The organism is Georgenia sp. 311 (assembly GCF_006151955.1).
In the GTDB taxonomy this organism is placed as follows: domain Bacteria; phylum Actinomycetota; class Actinomycetes; order Actinomycetales; family Actinomycetaceae; genus Oceanitalea; species Oceanitalea wutianyii.
Genome location: NZ_VDFS01000063.1, coordinates 1 through 22,571 on the forward strand (window position 1 = coordinate 1; position 22,571 = coordinate 22,571).

Annotated in this window: 20 protein-coding genes and 1 riboswitch; of the genes, 8 read left to right on the top strand and 12 right to left on the bottom strand. The window is 74.8% G+C overall.

Annotated elements, in window-relative coordinates; genetic code table 11:
* Positions 1-185, top strand: a 185-nt coding sequence (locus FHE66_RS13675) for a DUF3097 family protein (protein WP_139073534.1), incomplete at its 5' end; no start/stop codon positions are given.
* Positions 186-2,456 carry a DEAD/DEAH box helicase gene (locus FHE66_RS13680; RefSeq protein WP_139073535.1) on the top strand — a complete coding sequence of 757 codons (2,271 nt, stop codon included), beginning with the start codon at positions 186-188 and terminating at the stop codon, positions 2,454-2,456.
* Between the two features lie 165 nt (positions 2,457-2,621).
* Here FHE66_RS13680 and FHE66_RS13685 read toward each other — a convergent pair whose 3' ends face one another.
* From FHE66_RS13685 to FHE66_RS13700, 4 genes are all read right to left on the bottom strand, one after another.
* Positions 2,622-2,996 (bottom strand): zinc-binding dehydrogenase, encoded by a 375-nt coding sequence (locus tag FHE66_RS13685; RefSeq protein ID WP_176554787.1) that lies wholly within the window; start codon positions 2,994-2,996, stop codon positions 2,622-2,624.
* A 62-nt stretch (positions 2,997-3,058) separates the two neighbouring features.
* A complete protein-coding gene (hemW, locus tag FHE66_RS13690) occupies positions 3,059-4,297 on the bottom strand; it encodes a radical SAM family heme chaperone HemW (RefSeq protein ID WP_139073537.1) in 1,239 nt (412 codons plus the stop codon).
* The gene (gene lepA / locus FHE66_RS13695) at positions 4,294-6,168 is read right to left on the bottom strand and encodes a translation elongation factor 4 (protein WP_139073538.1); all 1,875 of its coding nucleotides are present in this window, start codon (positions 6,166-6,168) and stop codon (positions 4,294-4,296) included. The genes hemW and lepA overlap by 4 nt, the downstream gene beginning before the upstream one ends.
* Before the next feature lie 115 nt (positions 6,169-6,283).
* On the bottom strand, positions 6,284-6,850 hold the full coding sequence (locus tag FHE66_RS13700; RefSeq protein WP_139073539.1) for a hypothetical protein: 567 nt from the start codon (positions 6,848-6,850) through the stop codon (positions 6,284-6,286).
* A 112-nt stretch (positions 6,851-6,962) separates the two neighbouring features.
* Between FHE66_RS13700 and FHE66_RS13705 the strand changes: the two genes are divergently transcribed.
* The 6 genes from FHE66_RS13705 (at position 6,963) to FHE66_RS13730 (ending at position 12,713) form a co-directional block, all read left to right on the top strand.
* Complete coding sequence (locus FHE66_RS13705; RefSeq protein ID WP_139073540.1) at positions 6,963-8,693, top strand: BCCT family transporter; 1,731 nt, start codon at positions 6,963-6,965, stop codon at positions 8,691-8,693.
* Positions 8,694-8,881: 188 nt separating this feature from the next.
* Positions 8,882-9,142, top strand: coding sequence for a 30S ribosomal protein S20 (gene rpsT, locus FHE66_RS13710; protein WP_139073541.1), 261 nt, complete (start codon positions 8,882-8,884; stop codon positions 9,140-9,142).
* Positions 9,143-9,414: 272 nt separating this feature from the next.
* Entirely contained in the window at positions 9,415-10,380 is a 966-nt protein-coding gene (locus FHE66_RS13715; RefSeq protein WP_139073542.1) for a DMT family transporter, read from the top strand.
* A gap of 137 nt (positions 10,381-10,517) precedes the next feature.
* Positions 10,518-11,150, top strand: a complete 633-nt coding sequence (locus tag FHE66_RS13720; protein WP_139073543.1) for a class I SAM-dependent methyltransferase — start codon at positions 10,518-10,520, stop codon at positions 11,148-11,150.
* Between the two features lie 61 nt (positions 11,151-11,211).
* Entirely contained in the window at positions 11,212-12,210 is a 999-nt protein-coding gene (gene holA, locus FHE66_RS13725) for a DNA polymerase III subunit delta (protein WP_230976560.1), read from the top strand.
* Positions 12,207-12,713: an NUDIX domain-containing protein gene (locus FHE66_RS13730; RefSeq protein WP_139073544.1), complete on the top strand. Its 507-nt coding sequence runs from the start codon at positions 12,207-12,209 to the stop codon at positions 12,711-12,713. Before holA ends, FHE66_RS13730 begins: the two co-directional genes overlap by 4 nt.
* A 21-nt stretch (positions 12,714-12,734) precedes the next feature.
* Here FHE66_RS13730 and FHE66_RS13735 read toward each other — a convergent pair whose 3' ends face one another.
* From FHE66_RS13735 to FHE66_RS13770, 8 genes are all read right to left on the bottom strand, one after another.
* A complete protein-coding gene (locus FHE66_RS13735) occupies positions 12,735-15,158 on the bottom strand; it encodes a ComEC/Rec2 family competence protein (RefSeq protein ID WP_139073545.1) in 2,424 nt (807 codons plus the stop codon).
* Complete coding sequence (locus FHE66_RS13740; protein WP_139073546.1) at positions 15,155-16,024, bottom strand: ComEA family DNA-binding protein; 870 nt, start codon at positions 16,022-16,024, stop codon at positions 15,155-15,157. Before FHE66_RS13740 ends, FHE66_RS13735 begins: the two co-directional genes overlap by 4 nt.
* 117 nt (positions 16,025-16,141) lie before the next feature.
* Positions 16,142-17,029 (bottom strand): DegV family protein, encoded by an 888-nt coding sequence (locus FHE66_RS13745; RefSeq protein WP_255303752.1) that lies wholly within the window; start codon positions 17,027-17,029, stop codon positions 16,142-16,144.
* A 2-nt stretch (positions 17,030-17,031) separates the two neighbouring features.
* On the bottom strand, positions 17,032-17,916 hold the full coding sequence (locus FHE66_RS13750; protein ID WP_168202657.1) for a universal stress protein: 885 nt from the start codon (positions 17,914-17,916) through the stop codon (positions 17,032-17,034).
* Positions 17,917-18,020: 104 nt separating this feature from the next.
* Entirely contained in the window at positions 18,021-18,989 is a 969-nt protein-coding gene (locus FHE66_RS13755) for a hypothetical protein (protein WP_139073548.1), read from the bottom strand.
* A 274-nt stretch (positions 18,990-19,263) separates the two neighbouring features.
* A riboswitch (SAM riboswitch) is annotated at positions 19,264-19,389 on the bottom strand.
* A 331-nt stretch (positions 19,390-19,720) separates the two neighbouring features.
* Positions 19,721-20,476 (bottom strand): ABC transporter ATP-binding protein, encoded by a 756-nt coding sequence (locus FHE66_RS13760; protein WP_139073549.1) that lies wholly within the window; start codon positions 20,474-20,476, stop codon positions 19,721-19,723.
* The gene (locus FHE66_RS13765) at positions 20,473-21,525 is read right to left on the bottom strand and encodes an iron chelate uptake ABC transporter family permease subunit (protein ID WP_139073550.1); all 1,053 of its coding nucleotides are present in this window, start codon (positions 21,523-21,525) and stop codon (positions 20,473-20,475) included. The genes FHE66_RS13760 and FHE66_RS13765 overlap by 4 nt, the downstream gene beginning before the upstream one ends.
* Before the next feature lie 4 nt (positions 21,526-21,529).
* Positions 21,530-22,516: an ABC transporter permease gene (locus tag FHE66_RS13770; protein WP_139073654.1), complete on the bottom strand. Its 987-nt coding sequence runs from the start codon at positions 22,514-22,516 to the stop codon at positions 21,530-21,532.
* Between the last annotated feature and the right edge of the window lie 55 nt (positions 22,517-22,571).

Below are 22,571 nucleotides of genomic sequence, written 5' to 3' on the forward strand. Positions count from 1 at the left end.
CGCGCGGCACGGACATCAAGGTCGGCACGCTCGCCGCGCTCGGCTGGCCGCACGCCGACCAGGGCGACGTCGCCCGCGGGTGGAAGCGCATCCTGGGCACCGTGCGGAGCTACAAGGACCTGTCCCCCGCCCTGCTCGGTCGCATGGAGGAGCTCATCGACTTCGTCACCGAGATCCCCGAGTAGGTGGCGCCCACCGTCCGGCCCGGGGCCGAGGCCCGGGCACTGCTCGACGCGCGCACCGCGCTCGCCGGGGCCGCCGCGGCCGTGCTGGCCGAGGAGGAGGCGCTGCGGCGAGGCGTCGTGGAGCGTGTCGAGGCGTACCGCGACGCACGGCTGCGGACCGAGCTCGCCGGGATCGACGTCGAGCGGCTGCGGGAGACCACCGAGCGCAACCTGCGCCTGCAGGCCCTCCAGGACGCGGGCGTGCGGACGGTGCACGACGTGCTCGACGCCGGGCCCGCCCGGCTCGAGGCGCTGCCCGGCGTGGGGCCGCACACGGCACGTGCCGCGGTGGCCGCCGCCGACCGTCTCGCCGGGGCGCTGCGCGCCGGCTTCCCGGTGCGCGTGGAGCCGGGTGAGGACGGCCCGCTCGGGCGTGGGCTGGCCGCCCTGCTCCACCGCCTCCACGGCCTGGACCTCCTGCTCACGCCGCACCGGACGGAGCTCGCCGACTTCGCCTCCACCGTGGCGGTCCAGGCGGCCCAGGCCGCACCCGCGCGCAGCCGCCTGAGCCTGCTCCTGTCCCGTCCCCGCACCCGCGACCGCGCCCGCCGGGCACTGGCGTCCCTGGCCGGCTGGGAGCCGTGGCTCGCCCGGACCGGCCTGCCCGACGTCGTCACGCGCCTCACCGCCCACCTCGCCGCGCCACGACCCGGCCCGCTCGCCGTGTGGGAGGCGTTCGAGCGCGACGCCGCGACGTACTACGCCCTGCTCGGGGAGGTGGTGCCCGGCGTCAACGCCGTGGGCCACGGGGCGCTGCCGGCCGACCTCGTCGAGCGGATCGAGGCCTTCCCGCTCGACACCTCGCTGCTGCGCGTGCGGCTGCGCGGCTACCAGGCGTTCGGGGCGAGGTTCGCGCTCAACCAGGGGCGGACGCTCCTCGGCGACGAGATGGGCCTGGGCAAGACCGTGCAGGCGATCGCCGTCATGGCGCACCTGGCCGCGCGCGGTGAGGACCGGGCGCTGGTCGTGTGCCCGGCGAGCGTCGTCGTGAACTGGTGCCGGGAGGTCACCGCGCACAGCGACCTGCGGGTGCACCGGGTCCACGGCCCGGGCCGGGACGCCGCCCTGGCCGCGTGGCACCGCGAGGGCGGCGTCGCCGTCACCACGTTCGAGACCCTCCGCCACCTCCCCCTCCCCGCGACAGCGGACTTCCGCGCGACAGCGGACTTCCCCGCGACAGCGGACTTCCGCCCCGCCGAGACGCCGCCGCCCGCCGTCCTCGTCGTCGACGAGGCGCACTACGTGAAGAACCCGCACGCCCGCCGCAGCCAGGGGGTCGCCGCCTGGGCGGAGGCCTGCCCGCGCGTGCTCCTCCTCACCGGCACGGCGCTGCTCAACCGCGTCGAGGAGCTCCTCTCGCTCACCGGCCTCCTGCAGCCCGAGCTCGTCGCCGCGCTGCCCGCGCACCTGCGCCTCCTCGACGCCGAGACGTTCCGCCGGCACATCGCGCCGGTCTACCTGCGGCGCAACCTCGAGGACGTGCTCGTCGAGCTGCCACCCCGCCTCGTGGTCGACGAGTGGGAGCAGTTGACCCCGGCCGCCGAGCACCGCTACCGCGAGGCCGTGGCGAGCGGGAACCTCATGGCCATGCGGCGTGCCGACCTCACCGTGCCCGACCCGGCGGACTCGGCGAAGCTGGAGCGACTCCTCGAGATCGTCGAGGAGGCGCGCGACGGCGGCCAGCGCGTCGTCGTCTTCTCCTTCTTCCGCGACGTCGTCACCCGGGTCGCCGAGCAGGTGGAGCGGCTGCCCGGCGTGCGCTCCTACGGTCCGATCACCGGCTCGGTGCCGGCGGCCGAGCGGCAGGAAATCGTCGACGCGTTCTCCGCGGGCGAGCCCGGCGCCGTGCTCGTCAGCCAGATCGCGGCGGGCGGGGTGGGGCTCAACGTGCAGGCGGCGAGCGTCGTCGTCATCACCGAGCCGCAGCTCGTGCCGGCCGTCGAGGACCAGGCCGTCGGGCGGGTGCACCGGATGGGCCAGGTGCGGCCGGTGCAGGTCCACCGTCTCCTCACCGAGGACAGCGTCGACGAGCGCATCGAGGAGCTGCTCGCCGGGAAGCGGCAGGTCTTCGACACCTACGCCCGCGAGTCGAGCCTCGCGCAGGGCGCGCTCGGCGCCGTCGACGTCACCGAGGGCGAGCTCGCGCGCCGGGTGGTCGCCGCCGAGCAGGCCCGGCTCGGCTACGGGCCGGTGTGGGACGACCTCGAGGACGCGGCCGGCCCTGCACGTTGAGTGCGGCGCCCGTAGGCTCCGGCGGGATCGTCCCGAAGCCGCCCGGAAGGCCCGCCGGTCCCGTGATCGCCCCCGCCGTCTTAGGGCACGGGCGCCCACGCGCCCGGCCCTGGACCTGGCCCTTGCGCAGGCGGTCCAGCCCTTCCCCGATCTCGTCGAACGAGATCACCGTGTCTTGGGGGTCAGCCGGCCGGACGCCATGAGGTCATAGACGCCGGTGAGGTCCTCGACGCCACCGCCCATGGAGCCGATGAGGTCGACCTCCTTGACGATGAGGTTGTTCATGTTGATCTCGGCGTCGAGCCTCCCCATCCCCACCTGGACGACGCGTCCGCCGGGACGGACGATGTCGACGGCCCCCGCCGTCGTCGCACCGAAACCGGCGAAGTCGAGGATGACGTCGAGACCGAGGTCGGCCAGCGCCGTGATGTCCGAGACGCACCGGACGACACCCAGCGACTCGGCCAGCGGCCACACCTCCTCGCGGACCTCCGCCGCGTACACCTCCGCCCCCGGGACGACGGCGTCGGCCGGTCGCACGGGCCGGCGCCCTCGCTCGGGCAGGACGTCCACGTCTGCCGCGAGGAAGCGCGACCACGCCCTCAGTCGGTGAGCGCCCGCACCACGGTGTCGGCGAGCAGGCGCCCGCGGCGGGTGAGCAGGATGCGCCCGGCGCGGGCGGCGGGCATGTCGATCAGCCCCTCGGCGATGAGCCCGGCCACCGCCTCACGGTGCCGCTCGGGGACCCGGCCGGTCCCGGGCTCCAGCTCCAGCCCCTCGGCCAGGCGCACGCCGAGCAGCACCCGCTCGAGCTCGCGGGCGGCGTCGTCGAGCACCTCGCGCCCGGCCCCCGGGCTCGTCCCCTGCTCCAGGTGCTGGGCGTAGGCCCGCGGGTGCTTGACGTTCCACCAGCGCACCCCGCCGACGTGGCTGTGCGCGCCGGGACCGACGCCCCACCAGTCCGCACCGCGCCAGTAGGCGAGGTTGTGCCGGCACGCGTGCTCCGGCGTGCGGGCGAAGTTCGAGACCTCGTACCAGGACAGCCCGGCGGCGGTGAGGACGTCGTCGGCGACCTCGTACTTGAGGGCTGCGTCGTCGTCGTCGGGCATGGGCAGCTCGCCGCGGCGCACCTGGGCGCCCATCCTCGTGCCCGGCTCGATGCCCAGCGCGTAGGCGGACACGTGGTCCGGCTCGAGGGCGACGGCGGCCTCCAGGCTGGTGCGCCAGTCCTCGAGCGACTCCCCCGGCGTGCCGTAGATGAGGTCGACCGACACGTCGAGCCCGGCGTCCCGTGCCCAGCGCACGACGTCGGGCAGCCGCGCCGGGTCGTGGGTGCGGTCGAGGGTGGCCAGGACGTGCGGCACCGCGGACTGCATGCCGAAGGACACCCGGGTGAACCCGGCGGCGGCGAGCTGCTCGAGCGAGGCGGCCGTCACGGAGTCGGGGTTCGCCTCCGTCGTCACCTCCGCGCCGTCGGCCAGGCCCCACGTCGCGCGCACGTGCCCGAGCAAGGCCGCGAGGTCGGCGGCGGGCAGCAGGGTGGGCGTGCCGCCGCCGACGAACACGGTCGACACCTCGCGGCGCGCCACCCCGGCCCGCTCGAGCACGCCGGCGGCCAGGTCGATCTCGCGGCGGGCGGTGTCCGCGTACGCGGCCTGGCTCGCCCCGCCCCCGAGCTCGGTGGCCGTGTAGGTGTTGAAGTCGCAGTACCCGCAGCGCACCCGGCAGAACGGCACGTGCAGGTAGACCCCGAGGTCCCGCTGCGCGGACCCCACGGCGGCGGAGGCGGGCAGCGCCCCGTCCGCGGGGACGGGGTCGCCCGCGGGCAGCGCCGGGCTCACTTCCTGCCCTTGGAGTCCTTGCCCGTCGGCGCGTCGGAGGACAGGGCGGCGATGAAGGCCTCCGGCGGGACCTCGACCCGTCCGATCGACTTCATGCGCTTCTTGCCCTCCTTCTGCTTCTCCAGGAGCTTGCGCTTACGGGAGATGTCACCGCCGTAGCACTTGGCGAGCATGTCCTTGCGCAGTGCGCGGATCGTCTCGCGGGCGATGATCCGGGCGCCGATGGCCGCCTGGATCGGCACCTCGAACTGCTGCCGGGGGATGATCTCGCGCAGCTTGCCGGCCATCTCCACGCCGTAGGCGTAGGCCTTGTCGCGGTGGACGATCGCGCTGAACGCGTCGACCTTCTCACCGTGGAGGAGGATGTCGACCTTGACGAGGTCGGCCGACTGCTCGCCGTCGGCGTCGTAGTCGAAGGACGCGTACCCGCGAGTGCGGGACTTCAGCTGGTCGAAGAAGTCGAAGACGATCTCGGCCAGCGGCAGGTGGTAGCGCATCTCCACCCGCTCCGGGGAGAGGTAGTCCATCCCGTCCTGGGTGCCACGGCGCTGCTGGCACAGCTCCATGACCGTGCCGATGAACTCCGACGGCGTGATGATCGTCGCCCGCACCACCGGCTCGTAGACCTCGGCGATCTTCCCGTCGGGGAACTCGCTCGGGTTGGTCACCTCCGTCCGCCTGCCGTCCTCGGTGACGACGCCGTAGACGACGTTCGGGGCGGTGGAGATGAGGTCGAGGTCGAACTCGCGCTCGAGGCGCTCGCGCACGATCTCCAGGTGGAGCAGCCCGAGGTAGCCGCAGCGGAAGCCGAAGCCGAGGGCCACGGAGGTCTCCGGCTCGTAGGTGAGGGCGGCGTCGTTGAGCTTGAGCTTGTCCAGCGCGTCGCGCAGCACCGGGTAGTCCGAGCCGTCCACGGGGAACAGGCCGGAGTAGACCATCGGCTGCGGGTCGCGGTACTCACCGGCCGCCTCGGTCGCCGGGCGCGCGGCGTTGGTCACCGTGTCACCCACGCGCGACTGGCGCACGTCCTTGACGCCGGTGATGAGGTAGCCCACCTCACCCACGCCGAGCCCGTCGGTGGGCCGCGGCTCCGGGGAGCTGACGCCGATCTCGAGGAGGTCGACGTTCGTGCCGGTCGACATCATCGTGAGCTTCTCGCGCGGCTTGATCGCGCCGTCGACGACGCGCACGTAGGTGACGACGCCGCGGTAGGTGTCGTAGACCGAGTCGAAGATCATCGCCCGCGTGGGGGCGTCCGGGTCACCGACCGGGGACGGGATGTCCCTGACGATGCGGTCGAGCAGGGCGGTCACCCCGACGCCCGTCTTGCCCGAGACCTGCAGGCAGTCCTCCGGGTCGCCGCCGATGAGGCCGGCGAGCTCGTCCGCGTACCGCTCGGGCTGGGCGCCGGGCAGGTCGATCTTGTTGAGCACCGGGATGATCGTGAGGTCGTTCTCCATCGCCAGGTAGAGGTTGGCGAGGGTCTGCGCCTCGATCCCCTGGGCGGCGTCGACGAGGAGCAGCGCGCCCTCACAGGCCGCGAGGGAGCGGGAGACCTCGTAGGTGAAGTCGACGTGCCCGGGCGTGTCGATCATGTTGAGCGCGTAGGCCGTGTCCCCGACCTGCCAGGGCATGCGCACGGCCTGGGACTTGATCGTGATCCCGCGCTCGCGCTCGATGTCCATGCGGTCGAGGTACTGGGCCCGCATGGCGCGGTCGTCGACGACACCGGTGAGCTGGAGCATGCGGTCGGCCAGCGTCGACTTGCCGTGGTCGATGTGGGCGATGATGCAGAAGTTGCGCAGCAGCTCGGGGGCGGTCGCCCCGGGGGCGATCGCGGCGGTCAGCTTGGGGCTGGGAATCGGGGACACTCACGTTCCTTGAGGGACGACGACGGACGGCCACCGGCCGCGCGAGGACACACTGCTCCCTATCGTCCCACGCCGAGCAGGGGCGCGAGAATCTCCCCGGCCCGCGGCGGGGCGCTCAGCGCAGGAGGAGGGCGAAGGCGCTGGCGAACGCCCCGAGCACGCCGAGCGGGATGGCCGCCACGGTGCCGAGGAAGGCGACGAGCGTCACCCGCAGGTCGTCCTTGAGGTAGGGCGCGTTGACGGTGCCGCCCGCGGCCCGGACCGCCGCGCGCTGGGCGGCCTCCACCCTGGGGAGCCAGCGGGCGGTGCGCACCCGGCCCTCCGCCGCGGCCTCGCCCCACGCGGCGAGGGTCTCGTCGGCCGGCCCCTGGGTGCGCCCCTCGACCACGACGACGACGCCGCTGCCCGGGATCGTCACCGGGCGGTCGGCCAGGCCCTCGGTCACGCGCTGCAGCCGCCGGCGGCGCACCGCGAGGACGACGACGGGCACCGCGAGCACCCCGGCCAGGACGAGCGGCAGCCAGCCCGTCCAGCGCTCGGCCTCCAGGCCCAGGAGCAGCGCGAGGAGGGCGAAGACGCCCACGGGAACCGCGGCCCCGGTGAGCAGGAGACGGCCCGGACGTCGCACGAGACGCACGATGTCGGCGACCGTGCGGTTCATGGCGTCGCTGTTGCCCGTCATGCTCCAAGCCTACGGCGCACCGGTCACCGGCGGGTGACCCCGCCAGCGGGTGCGACTCCCCTCACCCCTCGCTACGGTCTGGCGAATGTCCCGGACCGACAAGAACACAGACATGCCCTGGCTCGACCGGCTCCACGACGCGCTCGGCCTACGGACCAGCCCACGGATCTTCTTCGGAGCAGCGCTGCTCGCGCTCCTCTTCGTCGTCGGAACGATCCTGTTCACCGAGCAGGTCGACGCCGCCTTCGCGGCCGCCTCCGGCTGGATCATGACGAACCTCGGCTGGTTCTACGTCCTCGGCGTCACGCTCTTCCTCGTCTTCCTCCTCTACCTCGCGGTGAGCCGCTTCGGCCGCGTCCGCCTCGGGGACACGCGGCCCGAGCACTCCGGCCCCACCTGGTTCGCCATGCTCTTCGCCGCCGGCATCGGCTCGATCCTCATGTTCTGGGGCGTCGCCGAGCCGATCAACCACTACGCCAACCCGCCCATGCAGGACGTCCCAGGCGAGTCGGCCGACGCCGCCCGGCAGGCGATCGCCTTCACGCTCTACCACTTCGGCCTGCACACCTGGGCGATCTTCGCGCTGCCCGCCCTCGGCTTCGCCTACTTCATGTACCGCCGCAACCTCCCCCCGCGGGTGAGCTCGATCTTCCAGCCGATCCTCGGGGAGCGGATCCACGGGCCGGTCGGCGCCGCGATCGACGTCGTCGCCATCGTCGGGACGATCTTCGGCGTCGGCGTCTCGGTCGGCCTGGGCACCCTGCAGATCAACAGCGGCCTCAACTCCCTGTGGGGGCTGGAGGAGGGCCGGCTCGTCCAGGTGGCGATCATCGTCGCGGTCTCGGTGATCGCCGTCATCTCGGTGAGCGTGGGCCTGGAGAAGGGCATCAAGAGGCTGTCCAACCTCAACATCGTCATGGCCGTGGGCCTGCTCGCCTTCGTCATCGCCACCGGGCCGACCCTCTTCGTCCTCAAGGGCACCATCGAGTCCGTCGGCGTGTACGCCTCGGCCCTGCCCCAGCTCTCGTTCTGGAACGACACCGTCAACGACTCCGGCTGGCAGAGCTCGTGGACCGTCTTCTACTGGGCGTGGACGATCTCCTGGTCGCCCTTCACCGGCATCTTCATCGCCAAGATCTCCAAGGGCCGCACGATCCGTCAGTTCGTCAGCGGCGTGCTCGCCGCGCCGGTCCTCTTCTCCGTCGTGTGGTTCGGCGCGTTCGGCTGGTCGTCCTTCGCCATCGAGAACGACGCCCCGGGCACGCTCGTCGACCCCGTCGTCGGACAGGGGGACGTCGCCACGGCGCTGTTCACCTTCCTCGAGAGCTACCCGTTCACGACGACGATGCAGATCCTCGCCATCGTCCTCGTCGTCATCTTCTTCACGACGTCCGTCGACTCCGCCGGCCTCGTCATGGACATGATGAGCAACGGCTACGAGGAGCCGGCGCCCGCCCGACAGCGGGTGTTCTGGACCGTGGCCATGGGCGCCGTCGCCGCGACGATGCTCGCCGCGACCGGCGAGGGCGGGCTCGCCGCCCTGCAGCAGGTGATCATCGTCGTCGGGCTGCCGTTCTTCGTCATCGGCTACGTGATGATCTACACGATCCTCGCGGCGCTGCGGGAGGACGCCGGGGAGAGCCCGCCGCTGCGGGCGCTGCGCTGGCGCCGCGTGCTGCCGCCGGAGGAGGCGGCGCGCCGCACCGAGGACGACGCCTACGACAACGACGAGTTCGTCGTGGTCCCCGAGCTCGAGCCCGGCCAGGAGCCCGTGCCGGTGGACCCGCTGCTCGCCGAGGAGGACGATGGTGCGCGAGAACGCTCCGGCAGCGCCCGAGGATGACGGGCGCCACACAACTGCTCCGGACGCTCCCCGCTCGGGCCTGGTAGAGTTTTTCGCTGAGCCTCCGCCAGGTCGTGCGGGGGCCGGCGCGCAGCCGACCACGGGTATCCCCACGCCCCAGTCCCGGCAGCACGCACAGCCCTCACCGACCCATCCGTTCTTGGCGAGACGTAGGAGAAGTACCACCAGTGGCGAACATCAAGTCCCAGAAGAAGCGCATCCTCACCAACGAGAAGGCGCGTCTGCGCAACAAGGCCGTGAAGTCCGAGCTCAAGACGCACGTGCGTCGTGTGCGTGAGGCGATCAACGCCGGCGACAAGGAGACCGCGACGACTGCGCTCCAGACCGCCGGCCGCAAGCTCGACAAGGCCGTGAGCAAGGGCGTCATCCACGCCAACCAGGCCGCTCAGCGCAAGTCGAAGCTGGCCAAGCAGGTCGCGGGTCTCTGAGACCCGGTCCCCTAGGACCCGGCCCTCCCGGAACGACGGCGCCGCGCCCCCTCATGGGGTGCGGCGCCGTCGTGCATGCAGAAGGCGGACGCCGCCCCTCACGTCCGCCGAGGTCGCACGTTTCGATCAGCGGTCGCCGGACTCGGCGGACCTCGGAGCGTGCGACCTCGACGTCGGGCCACAGGGCACCCGCCGTCCCGGGCGCCCTCCCGCCGCCGCCATACCGCCGCCCGCCCCGGCGCCCCGCCAGCCCTGCCAGCCCGAGGAGTTCGATGCCCGGTTCGACGCCCCGCCGGGCCCCGCTGCCGCTGTGGCTCGCGGCGTTGCTCGCCGCGCTCATCGGGGCCGTCATCCCGCTCCAGTCCCGCATCAACGGTGAGCTGGGCGGACAGCTCGGCGACGCCGTCCTCGGCGCGCTCCTGAGCTTCGGCGGTGGGCTCGTCGTCATGACGCTCCTCGCGCTCGCCCTGCCCAAGGTGCGGCGCGGGGTCGCGCGTCTGCCCGGGGCCGTGCGGCGGCGCGAGCTGCCGCCGGGGTACCTGCTCGCCGGGACCATCGGCGCCTTCCTCGTGCTGTCGCAGTCGGCGGTGGTCGCGGTCGTCGGGGTCGCGGTCTTCACCGTCGCCGTCGTCGCGGGCCAGACGCTCGGCGGGCTCCTCACCGACGCGATCGGCTTCGGCCAGCCGGTGCGCCGCCGCCCGACAGCCACGCGCGTGGTCGGTGCCGTCGTCGTCCTCATCGCCGTCGGGCTGTCCGCGTCCTCCTCCCTCACCGCGGGCCGCCCGTGGCTCGAGCTCCTCGTCCCGGCGCTGCTCCCCCTGCTCGCCGGGCTCCTCACCGGCTTCCAGTACGCAGCCAACGCCCGGACCGGGACGGTGGCCGGGTCCCCGCTCGCCGCGACCGTCGTCAACTTCGTCGCGGGCACGGTCGCGCTGCTCCTCACCGCGCTCGTCCGCGGGCTCGACCTGCCCGCCACGTGGCCCTCGGAGTGGTGGCTGTACACCGGCGGGCTCTACGGCATCGTCTTCATCGCCGGGTCGGCCGCGCTCGTCCCGCACACGGGTGTGCTCGTGCTCGGGCTCGGGTCGATCGCCGGGCAGCTCCTCGCCTCGCTCGCCCTCGACGTGCTCGCCCCGGTCTCCGACGCCGGCGTCTCGGCGGGCACGGTGGCAGGCACGCTGCTCGCCCTCGTCGCGATCGCCATCGTCTCCCTGCGGGGCGGACGGCTCCGCACCTGAACCGGCGCCTCCTCGCGCGGAATCTGCCACCAAGTGACGGACACGCCGGCGACACGCCGACGGCGAGCGCCTTCCCGGGCACGCCCGGAGGACTTGGTGGCAGGTTCTGGGCACCCGAGGGCTGGCACGATGCCCCCGTGACCCTCGACTCCGTCCGCCAGGCCTACGACGCACTGGCCGAGGACTACGCCGCGCTGCTGCCCGACACTCGCGCCGAGTCCGCCCTCGACCTCGCCGTGCTCGACGCCTTCGCCCGCGAGGTCGCCGGACCGGTCCTCGACGCCGGGTGCGGGGCCGGGCGGATGAGCCGCTACCTCGCCGCTCGCGGCTGCCGGGTGCACGGGGTGGACCTGTCCCCCGGCATGGTGGAGCGGGCGCGCCGCGACCATCCCGACCTCACGTTCGACGTCGCCGCCCTCACCGACCTGCCGTTCGCCGACGCGACGTTCGGCGGCGTCGTCCTCTGGTACTCCACGATCCACACCCCGCCCGCCGGCCAGCCGGAGGTCCTCGCCGAGGTGAGGCGGGTGCTGCGGCCCGGCGGGAGCGTCGTCGTCGCGTTCCAGGCGGGCACCGGCTCGCGGGACCTCGCCCCCGCCTACCGACGGGTGGGGCACGACGTCGTCCTCGAGCGGCACCTGTTCGCCCCCGACGACGTCGCGGCCTGGCTCGCCGGGGCGGGTCTGCGGGAGACCTGCCGGCTCGTCCGGCGTCCGCAGGGCCGCGAGGCCGACGACCAGGCGGTGCTGCTCACCCGCGCCGAGGGGTGATCTCGCCCGTGGGTGTGGGCGGCGGGCCGGAGGTGTCCGCGGTCCGTGGCAGGCTTGGGGGGTGCCCCCGAAGACCCGTCGCAGCGCCCCCTCCGGACTGAGCTGGGAGGAGGCACCGCTCGCCCCCGTCGTGCTCGTCCGCGGTGGGGAGGGGCTGCTGAGCGACCGGGCCGTCGCCCGGATCGTCGCCCAGGCCCAGGAGGCCGACCCGGGCACCGAGATCAGCCGGCTCGACGCCGCGGGGTACGAGTCCGGGCGCCTGGAGATGCTCGCCAGCCCGTCGCTGTTCGGGGAGGCGCGCTGCATCGTCGTCTCCGGGGTGGAGAGCTGCACCGAGGCGCTCGTCGAGGACACGATCACCTACCTCCGCGCGCCGGCGGAGGACGTCTGGCTCGTCCTCCAGCACGGCGGCGGCGTGCGCGGCAAGCGCCTCCTCGACGCCGTGACCAAGGCCGGGCACCCCGTCGTCGTGTGCGAGCCGCTCAAGCGGGACGCGGACAAGACGGCGTTCGTCGCGGCGGAGTTCCGCCGGGCGCAGCGGCAGGTCGACCAGCAGGCCGTCCAGGCCCTCGTCCAGGCCGTCGGCTCGGACCTGCGCGAGCTCGCCGCGGCGTGCGCCCAGCTCGTCGCCGACACCACCGGCCGGGTCACCGCCGAGGTCGTCGAGCGCTACCACGGCGGGCGCGTCGAGGCGACGGGCTTCAAGGTCGCCGACGCCGCGATCTCGGGCAACGCCGGCCTGGCGATCACCCTCCTGCGCCACGCGGTCGAGACCGGCGCCAACCCGGTCGTCCTGGTCGCCGCCCTCGCCGTCAAGCTGCGCACGATGGCCAAGGTCGAGGCCATGTCCGGGCGCGGCGGGGCCGGTGGCCTCGGGCTGGCCCCGTGGCAGGTGGACCAGGCGCGGCGTGAGCTCGCGGGCTGGACCCCGGAGGGCCTGGCGCGGGCGATCACCGCCGTCGCCGCCGCCGACGCCGAGGTCAAGGGCCTGAGCCGCGACCCGGTGTTCGCCGTCGAGCGCGCCGTCCTACGCATCGTCACCAGCCGGGGGCGGCGGTGAGCGACCCGTCGGGCACCGGGCCGGTCGACCGGTACCGGGTGGTGCCCGCCGCCTACCTCGTGCTGCTGCGGGAGGGCGCGGGCGGCGAGGAGGTCCTCCTCCAGCTCCGCAGCGGCACCGGCTACATGGACGACCACTGGGCGTGCGGCGCGGCCGGGCACGTCGAGGCCGGGGAGAGCGTCCTGGAGGCCGCGGTCCGCGAGGCCCGCGAGGAGCTCGGCCTCGAGGTCTCCCCCGCCGACCTCCTCCCGCTCACCACGCTCCACCGCACCGGTGGCACCGGGCGCGCGATCGACGAGCGGGTCGACTTCTTCCTCGCCTGCCGCCGCTGGGACGGCGAGCCCGCGCTGCGCGAGACGAAGGCGAGCGACCTGCGCTGGGTGCCGCTCGACGCCCTGGACACCCTGCCCGGACCGGTCGTCCCCCACGAGCGGCTCGTCCTGGCGGCCCTCGCGGCCGGCCCGGTTCCGCCGGTCATGACGTTCGGCTTCCCTCAGCGCTGACGTCCTCAGCACAGTTCTTCCTCAGCACTGGGCCACCAGCTCCTCACCCGACCCCGCGAGGACGACCGCGCCGCACTCGTCGGTGCGCAGCACGAGCGCGCCGCGCCGCCCGTAGAGCTCCAGGGTCTGCGGCGAGGGGTGGCCGAAGGTGTTGTCGCGGCCGACGCTCACCAGCGCGAGGCGGGCGGCGACCTCCTCGGCGAGCGCCGGCAGCTGAGCGGGTGAGCCGTGGTGCGGGACGAGGACGACGTCGACCTGCCCCAGGTCACCGGCCGCCTCGCGGAGCAGCCCGCGCTGGCCGTCGGGCTCGAGGTCGCCGAGGGCGAGGACGCTGAGCCCCGGTGCCTCGAGGTGCAGGACGAGGGAGAGGTCGTTGGCCGACGAGTCGTCACCCGGTGCGGCGAGGTCGACCGCCCGCGCCGTCGGCCACAGCGCGCGCCACGCGACCGGCCCCACCTCCCCCGTCTCCCCCGCCCCCGGCCGGTCGACGGCGGCTCCCTCCTCGGCGAGCGCAGCGAGCACGCGCCGCTCCGCGTCGGCCGGGGCGCCGTGCGGGGACAGGAGCGCCTCGTGGACGACGACGCCGCGCAGCACGTCCTCCAGGCCACCGACGTGGTCGGCGTGCAGGTGGGTGAGGACGAGGAGGTCCACCTCGCGCACCCCGAGGTCCGCGAGGCAGGCGGCCGCCGCGTCCCCGGCCGGCCCGACGTCGACGACGACGGCGGACCGCGCGCCGGTCCGCAGGACGAACCCGCTGCCCTGACCGACGTCGCACTGCGCGGCGACCCAGTCCTCCGGCACCCCCGCGAGGAGCCCACCGACCGCCCGGCGTGGTCCGGGCACGAGTGCGAGGACGACGACCAGCACGGCGACGCCCGCCCCCACCGCCCGGGTGCGCGGCCCGCGCCGCGCGAGGAGGAGGCCGGCGAGGGTGAGGGCGGCGAGCAGCGCGGCGCCCGCCGGGCCGGCGACCCACGGCAGGCGCGCGCCGGGCAGCGCGGCCCACCACAGCGCGACGTGGGCGATCCACGCGGTGGACCACCCCGCGGCGGTCGCCAGCGGGCCGGTGAGCCCGGGCAGCCAGGGTGAGACGACGGTGGCGAGCACGCCGAGCACCGTGGCCGGTGGGACGGCGGGAGCGGCGAGGACGTTGGCGGGCACGGCGTAGGTGGCGACGACCGGTTCGAGGAGGATGACGACGGGGGCGCAGCACACCTGCGCGGCGGCCGGGACGGCGAGGACGTGCGCGAGGGTGCGCGGCATCCGGGTGGCGAGCGCCGCCGCCCACGGGCCGGAGAGGAGGACGAGCCCGGCGGTCGCGAGCACCGAGAGGACGAAGCCGTAGGAGCGGGCGAGCCAGGGGTCGAGCAGGAGGAGGACGACGACGGCCGAGCACAGCGCGGGCAGCGCGCGGGCGGGCCGCCCGAGCAGGAGCGCGGCGAGCGCGACGCCGCCCATCGTCGCCGAGCGCAGCACGCTCGCCTCGGGACGCACGAGGACGACGAAGCACACGAGCACGAGTCCCCCGACCGCAGCGCGCACCCACCGGGGTGCCCAGGCGAGCACCGCGAGGACGGCGCCGAGGACGATGGCGACGTGGGCGCCGGACACCGCCGTGACGTGGGTGAGGGAGACGGTCCGCATCGCGGCGTCGAGGTCCGCGGGCAGGCGCGAGTCGTCGCCGACGGCGATCCCCGGGACGAGCCCTCGGGCCTGGGGCGAGGCGTCGGCGACGGCGGTGACGAGCCCGGCCCTCATCCGCCCGGCCAGCCGCTGGTGGGCGGGCTGCGGGGCGAGGACCTCGGGCGGGTCGTGGACGACGAGGAGCGCGACGACGTCGTCCCCGGCGTCGGTCCGGACGAGGCGCCCGGTGGCGTGGACGCGGCTGCCGAGCTCGACGCCGCTCCACGCGGGCGGGGCGAGGACGAGCAGCGGTGCCCGGGCGCGGGCGGCGAGTCCGCGGCCCTCGACGAGGTCGGCGCGCACGGGTACCCGCACCCGCTCCCCGCCGCCGCGCTCGGGCGTGACCGGCAGGACGTCGGGGTCCCCGGTGACCTGCCCGCGCACGGTGACGACCGCACCGGCGTCGAGCAGCCGGTCGAGCAGCTCTCCCGCCCGGGCGTGGACCTGCGCCGCGCCCGAGAGGAGGACGAGGGCACCGACGGCGAGCGCGAGGGCGGCGGTCGCCTGCGGCGTGGGACCGGCACGGTCGCGGTGCCGTCCGCGGGCCGGCAGTCCGCGGCCCGCGCGTCCGCGCGACGGCGCCCTCCCGGCGCGGGCGCCTCCCTTCCCTCGGCCGCCCCGCAGCGACCACGCCGCACGCGCCGCGCCCGCGAGGAGCACGGCCGCGGCCCCGGCCGAGACGAGGGGCGGGAGGAGGACGCCGGTAAAGGCCGCCGCCCAGGCGGCGAGCGCGGCGGGCAGGAGCCGCAGGTCGAGCGTCACACCCGGACCTTGGGGCGCAGCCGCTCGAGGGTGGCCGGGCCGATGCCCGGGACCTCGAGGAGCTCGTCGACCGAGTGGAAGGACCCGTTGGCGCCCCGCCAGTCGAGGATCCGCTGGGCGATCGCCGGGCCGACGCCGGGCAGCGTGTCGAGCGCGGCGAGGTCGGCCGTGTTGAGGTCCACCACCGCCTCGGCCGGGGCCACCCCCTCCGCGGTGCCGGCCGGCCCGGGTGGACCGCCGGTCGCGTCGGGCGCCCCGGGCGGCGCCTCGCCGACCCGCGGGACATAGACCTGCTCCCCGTCGAGGAGCGGGCGGGCGAGGTTGACGGCCGCGAGCTCGGCGTCGGGCAGCGCGCCCCCCGCGGCGGTGACGGCGTCCCCCACCCGCGCGCCCGCGGGCAGGGTGCGCAGCCCGGCCTCGACGACCGCCCCCGCGACGTGGACGACGACGGGCGCGGGCGTCGCCGGGGCACCCACGGTCGGCGCCGGGGCCGGCGCGGCGTCGGGTGGACCGGTGGTGGGTGGTGTCGCGACCGGTGGTGTCGGGTCGCCGGCCGGGGCCGTCGCCGTCAGCTGCGGCACCGGGAGGGCGTCGCTCGGCCCGCGGACGACCGACCGCGCGAGGACGACCCCGGTGAGCAGCGCCACCGTGAGGAGGACGACGAGGACCGCCCGGCCCGAGACGGCCCACCGGCGGCGCGGGGGCCCGCGGTGGCCACCGGCGTCGGCCGGCGGGTGGACGATCCGGTCGAACTCGCGCCCGGCCTCCTCGAGGTCGAGATGGCCGGCCGTGGCCGTGTAGGCCCGGCGGGTGAGGGCCCTGAGCCGGGCCGCGGAGTCGGGTCCGGCCCGCCGCGTCGCACGCATGGGCCGACCGTAGGAGGGCCCGCTCACCCCCGGGTCACGCCTCGAGGCGAGCGGGGAGGAGGCGGCCGCGACGTCGCGCTGGGGAGCAGCCGCGCCGCCTGCGGCCGGTCGCCCAGGCTACCCAGGGGCCAGCGCGACGCCGAGCACGCCCGGCCCGGTGTGCGCCCCGATGACGGCGGTCACCTCGCTGCGCAGCACGCCCGCGACCTCGGCCCCGGTCTCCGCCAGGCGCTCCTCGAGCGCCCCGGCGAGCTCGTCCGCGGCCTCGGCGGCGGCGAAGTGGTGGACGGCCACCCGGACGGGGCCCCCGTCGCCGCGCGGGGTGGCCGCGCGGGGTCCGCCCGCCGCCCGCACGGCGAGCTCGACGAGGCGACGCCGGGTGCGTGCCCCGCCGCGCACCGTCTCGGCCACTGCCAGGCGCCCGCCGCGCAGGGTGAGGATCGGGTGCACCCCGAGCGCCGAGCCGAGGTAGGTGCGCGCGGGGCCGATCCGCCCGCCCCGGGCGAGGTGGTGGAGGTCGGGCACCATGAACAGGACGTGGGACCGGGCCGCGACCTCGCGGGCGGCGGCGAGGACGCGCGCGGCGTCGGCGCCGGCGGCGGCCCGTTCGGCGGCGGCGACCGCGGCGAGCCCTGTGCCCCCGGCCACGGTGCGGGTGTCGACGACGTGCACGGGCGCTCCGCGCCGGGCGGTGACCTCCTGCGCCGCCGCCCTGGCGGCGTCGACGGTCCCGGACAGCTCGGCGGACAGGTGGAGGCAGACGACCGCCCCCGCACCGTCGTCGAGGGCGGCGTCCATGGCCGCGGCGAGGTCGGCACGGCTGGGCTGGGAGGTGGTCGCCGTCCCGCCGGCGCGCAGGTGGGCGGCCAGCACCTCCCGGCTCGCGGCGTCGTCGGGACGGTCGGCACCCTCGACCTGCACGCGCAGCGGCACGACCCGGATCCCCAGCGCGTCCGCGGTGCTCCCGGGCAGGGAGGCGGTGGAGTCGGTGAGGACGGCGACCACGGTCAGTGGGCGTCGTGGCGGGTACGGACGACCGCGACGACCGGGGCCCGGTTCGCCACGCCCCGGCTCACCGAGCCGAGGAGGAGGCCGGCGAGCCCACCGCGTCCCCGGCTGCCGACGACGACGATGCTCGCCTCGGCCGCCGCGTGGACGAGGGCGCGTACCGGTCGCTCGTGGACCAGGCGCAGCTCCGCGGGAACGTGGGGGAAGCGCCGTCGCCAGGTCTGGAGCCGCTCGGCGGTGTGCTCGGCGTGCAGTCGCGCCACCTCGCGGTAGTGGTCGCCGAGGACGGGGATGTCCTCGAGGAGGGCGTGGTCGTCCTGGCTCGCCTGGACGACGACGAGGTCGGTCCCGCGCCGGGCCGCCTCCTCGAAGGCGTACTCCATCGCCTCGGGTGCCCCCTCCTCCGGGTCCATGCCCACGACGACGGGCGCCGTGTCCCCGCCGGGCGGCACGTCGCGCACGACGACGACGGCGCAGGCGGCGTGGGCCGCGACCTTCTGGGCGACGGACCCCATGAGCGCGTCGTCGGACTCCCCCAGCCCGCCGGAGCCGACGACGACGACCACCGCGCGTCGTGACGCCTCGACGAGCGCCTCCGCCGGGGACTCGACGAGCACATCTCGGGTGACCTCGAGTCCGGGGTGGGACTCGAGCACCCGCTCGACGACGGCCGACACGATGCGCTCGCCGGTCTCGGTCACCTCGGGCGGAGGCGCGAAGTCCCAGGCGTGCGCGTGGGTCACCCACGGGAAGGCGTAGACGATGTGGAGGCCGGCGGAGCGGCGTGCGGCCTCGCGGGCCGCCCAGTCGACGGCGAGCTCGGCGTTCGCCGACCCGTCGGTACCGACGACGACGCTCCCGGTCGGGGGCTCCTCGGTGACCATCGCACTCCTCACGCAGGCTCGGGCGCGGGCGGGACGGGCCCGCGCCCCCATCCTGCCACGAGGGGTGAGGCGGGGTCCGCGCCGCCCGAGACCCCGCGGCCGTCTCAGTCCCGGACGCGCCCGACCTCGGCGCCGGACGTCGCGACGAGACCCCGGGCCTGCAGCGCCGGGATGACACCCCGGATGAGGCGGGTGACGTCCGCGGGGATCGAGCCGGGCAGGACGACGAACCCGTCCGCCGCGCCGGCCTCGAGCCACTTCTCGATCGTCGTGACGACGTCGCCGACGGTACCGACGGCCTCGAGCGCGCCCTCCCAGGAGCCGGTGCCCCCGGCGATGTCGCTGAGGAGGTCGGCCCGCGCCCGGGCGGACTCGTAGTCGGCTGCGATGACGGTGCGCAGGTCGACGAGGACGCGGACGGGCGGGCGTCCTGCGGCCCGGGCCGCTGAGCGCACGGCGAAACGCAGCTCGCGCGCCCACCCGAGGTCCGCCTCGCGCAGCCGGACGACGTCGGCGAGCTCGGCCACGGCCGGCAGCTCGGCCTCCTGCTCCAGCGGCAGGACGACGGTCGGCCGCTGGCTCGAGCGGGCCTCGGCGGTGCGGATGAGGTCCTCGAGCAGGTCACCGAGCTGCGGCAGCGCGCTGACGCGCTCGTCCCGCCCACGGGAGACCTGCAGGCCGGCCCAGGAGCCGCTCTTGCGGTTGAACTGGGCGAGCTCGGCGGCGACGGCGGCGTCCGCCCGGCCCAGCTGCACGCTGGGGACGAGCCCGGTGCCGCCGGCGCTGGGGCTGATGCGGCGGGCGGCGATCACGGGGTCGAGCCAGGCGTTGGCGCGCGGCGAGGCGTCGGCCCGGAGGCGGAAGTCCTCACCGAGCGTGACGAAGGAGACCCCGCCCTTGTGCGCGGCACGGGCGTAGGAGGCGAGGCGCACGAGGTTGGCCTGCTCGGCGGGCAGCCCGGCGGCCGCGCCGCGGTCGTGGGCGGGGGCGCCGAGGCCGGAGAGGTCGAGGGCGATGGTCGCCGTGGTCGAGGTGGTCTCGGTGGTGCGGGTGGGGAGGAAGGCAGTGGACATGACGGGTCACCGTTTCGGCTCGCGGCGCGTGTGACGCGCCCGAAGGAAGTGGGCTGGGCCGCCGGGTCCGGCGCGCGGCGTGTCACTCGCCGGCGGCCGGGGCTGGCCCAGGGGTGATGCGCCGGCTCGGGGCCGAGGCATCGCGGGTATGTCTCAGGCGGACATACAGGGGCGAGCCCACATGCACATCGAGGCGCCGCTTCGGCTGGTGATCGGCCGGGGGCTCTGGTGCGTGGTCATCGCCGTACTTCCTTCGTGCTCGGCACCTGTCGGTGCGCCGCGTTGCCCCGCGCTCGTCGCGGGGCCAGGTCATCACCCGGGGCACCCACCGCACGTGGCGGGTTGCCGACCAGCAAGCCGGGGCTTAGCGCGCTCGAGGCGCGCACTGGTGCTCTGAACCTGGCGCAGACGCTAGTCGCGCCCCGTTCCGCGTGTCAACCACCCCGTCTCACCCCCCAAGACGCGGCTCGACGGGTCCCCACCCTGTCCTCCCCGCCCACCGCCGCGCCGCCGCGCCTGACGCCTCCGGCCTCACGCCCCGGGGCCGACCGCGGGTGAGACGGCCGAGCGCGGGTGACACCGCGCCCGCGCCCGGCGGTCTCACGCGCGGTGGCGCTCAGAGGTCGTCGCGGCCGCGGCCCAGCTCGCCGCCGGGCACGGTGATGACCTCGCGAGAGCCGACTTGCGCGCGAGAGCCGACTTGCGAGAGCCGACTTCCGCGCGGCGAGCCCTCAGTAGTAGACGGCGAGCGGCCCGTTCGGGCCGGGGATGACCCGGACCGGGGTGTCGAAGACCCTGGTGAGGACGTCGTCGTCCATGATCGACTCGCACGTCCCGAACTCCGCGATCTTCCCGTCCTTGACGGCGCAGATGTGGTCGGCGTAGTGGCTGGCGAAGTTGATGTCGTGGAGGACGACGACGATCGTGCGTCCCAGCTCGGCAGCGGCGCGGCGCAGGTGCTGCATCATCTGGACCGAGTGGCGCATGTCGAGGTTGTTGAGCGGCTCGTCGAGGAGGACGAACTCGGTGTCCTGGCACAGCACCATGGCGACGTAGGCGCGCTGGCGCTGCCCACCGGAGAGCTGGTCGAGGTAGCGGTCCTCGAGGTCGCCGAGCTCGAGGAAGTCGATCGCCTGGCTGACGAGCTCCTCGTCGGCGGCGGTGAGGCGGCCCTTGGAGTAGGGGAAGCGGCCGAAGGCGACGAGCTGGCGCACGGTGAGCCGGGTGACGAAGTGGTTCTCCTGGCGCAGCACCGACACGATCTTGGCGAGGTCCTTGGAGGCGGTGCTCGTGATGTCGTAGCCGGCGATCTCGATGGTCCCGGCGTCCAGCCCGAGGAGGCGGCCGATCATCGTGAGCAGCGTCGACTTCCCGGCGCCGTTGGGGCCGATGAGGGCGGTGATGCCGCCGGTGGGGATGGTGAGGTCGACCGGCCCGATGACGACCTCGCTGCTGTAGTCCTTGCGGACGTCGGACAGGGTGATCACAGGCGGCCCTTTCGCAGGATGACGACGAGGAAGACGACACCGCCCACGAGCTCGATGATGATCGAGACGACGCCCTGGGCGTAGAAGACGTGGTTCATGACGAAGTACGCGCCGGCGAGGACGACGAAGCCGATGAGGACGGCGACGGGGAAGACGTGGCGGTGGTCGTGGGTGTCGGCGAACTGGTAGGCGAGGGTCGCGACGAGGAACCCGAAGAACGTCATCGGCCCGACGAGCGCGGTGGACACGGCCATGAGGACGGCGACGAGGACGAGCACCTTGACCAGCTCGGCGCGGTGGCTCAGGCCCAGGCCCGTCGTCGCGTCGCGTCCGAGGGCGAGGACGTTGAGCCGCCTGGCGCGCAGCCACAGCAGGGTCCCGGCGGTGAGGACGACGGGGACCGCGATCGGGAGGTAGGCGGCTTCGGCGTTGGAGACCGAGCCGAAGAGCCGGGCGGTGAGCACGTCGAACTCGCTCGGGGTGAGCAGGCGCTGCATGAAGGTCGAGACCGACCCGAGGCCGCCGCCGATGATGATGCCGATGAGGAGCATCACGTGGAGGTTGGCGTGCTTGCCCGACAGCAGCCAGCTGTAGAGGGCGACCGCGAGGCCGACCATGAGCCCGACCTGGAGGAGGAACTGGGGCACGCCGGTGAGGGCGACGACGCCCGCGGCGCCGAGGAAGTACACCGCCGCCGTCTGCACCGCCATGTACAGGGACTCGAAGCCCATGATCGAGGGCGTGATGATCCGGTTGTTCGTCACCGTCTGGAAGCTCACCGTGGCGATCGCCTGGCTGAAGGCGACGATCGCCATGACGAGGACGTTCTTCATCCGTAGCTGGGCGATGCGCCAGAAGCCGTCCGAGCCGGCGGGCATCGGGTTGTCCCACCAGACGAGGCCGACGGCGAGGGTGAGGGCGAGGCCGGCGAGCCCGGCGACGACGAGCCAGTACCGGCGCCGGGAACGGGCGGTCGGCAGCGGGCCCGAGCTGCGGCGCCGAGCGGGGACGGCCGGGACCGGGACGGGGGCGGCGGTCCGGGCGGGCATGAGGCTAACCACGGCGTCGCTGCCGCAGGACGAGGACGACGAAGACGGCTGCGCCGACGACGCCGAGGATGAGGGACACCGGAACTTCGAAGGGCATGATGATGGTCCGTCCGACGAGGTCGCAGGCCGCGACGATGCCGATGCCGAGCAGGCAGACCCACGGCAGGTTGCTGCGCAGGTCGTCCCCCCGGATGAGCGAGACGATGTTGGGGACGATGAGGCCGAGGAAGGGCAGGTTCCCGACGACGACGGTCACGACGCCGGTGGCGACGGCGATGAGGCCGGTGCCGAGGAGGATGACCTTGTTGTAGTCGAGGCCGACGTTGGTCGCGATCTCCTTGCCGAGCCCGGCGACGGTGAACCGGTCCGCGACGACGAAGACGACGACGACCACCACCGCGACGATCCACAGCGGCTCGTACTGCCCGCGCAGCACCGAGGTGAAGCTCCCGGCGAACCACACGCCGAGGTTCTGCAGCATGTCGGTCTGCAGCGCGACGAACGTCGACACCGAGCCGACGACGGCGCCGAGCATGATCCCGACGATCGGCACGATGAGCGAGGAGCGCAGCGACACCCGGCGCAGGACGAGGAAGAAGAGCACCGTGCCGATGAACGCCGCGACGATGGCCCCGCCCATGCGCGCGGCGATGCTCGCGCCGGGGACGAGGAGGGTGACGGCGAGGAGGCCGAGGCCCGCCCACTCGGTGGTGCCGGTCGTCGTCGGCTCGACGAACCGGTTCTGCGTGAGCAGCTGCATGACGAGCCCGGACATGGCCATCGCCGCGCCGGCGAGGACGAGGGCGATCGTCCGCGGGACACGGGTGATGGCGAACATCTGCGTCCCGTCCGGCGCACCGGTGACGTCGTAGACGCCGGTGAAGAGGGAGGCGAGGAGGAGCAGGCCGACGACGGCGGCCCCGACGAGGAGCCGCCAGTCCAGCAGCCGGCCGGCGGACCGGGCGCGGGGCCCGGCGTCAGTGGTGGTCATGCTCATCCGCTCTGCGTGCGTGGTGGGGCCGGCGCGCGCCGGCCCCACCGCGGCG

Coding starts and splice junctions, on each gene's coding strand:
- FHE66_RS13700 (WP_139073539.1), bottom strand. CDS start 6,850: ATGACGGGCAACAGCGACGCCATGAACCGCACGGTCGCCGACATCGTG.
- FHE66_RS13765 (WP_139073550.1), bottom strand. CDS start 21,525: ATGCCCGCCCGGACCGCCGCCCCCGTCCCGGTCCCGGCCGTCCCCGCT.
- FHE66_RS13770 (WP_139073654.1), bottom strand. CDS start 22,516: ATGACCACCACTGACGCCGGGCCCCGCGCCCGGTCCGCCGGCCGGCTG.
- FHE66_RS13740 (WP_139073546.1), bottom strand. CDS start 16,024: ATGCGTGCGACGCGGCGGGCCGGACCCGACTCCGCGGCCCGGCTCAGG.
- FHE66_RS13755 (WP_139073548.1), bottom strand. CDS start 18,989: ATGTCCACTGCCTTCCTCCCCACCCGCACCACCGAGACCACCTCGACC.
- FHE66_RS13705 (WP_139073540.1), top strand. CDS start 6,963: ATGCCCTGGCTCGACCGGCTCCACGACGCGCTCGGCCTACGGACCAGC.
- FHE66_RS13715 (WP_139073542.1), top strand. CDS start 9,415: ATGCCCGGTTCGACGCCCCGCCGGGCCCCGCTGCCGCTGTGGCTCGCG.
- FHE66_RS13750 (WP_168202657.1), bottom strand. CDS start 17,916: ATGGTCACCGAGGAGCCCCCGACCGGGAGCGTCGTCGTCGGTACCGAC.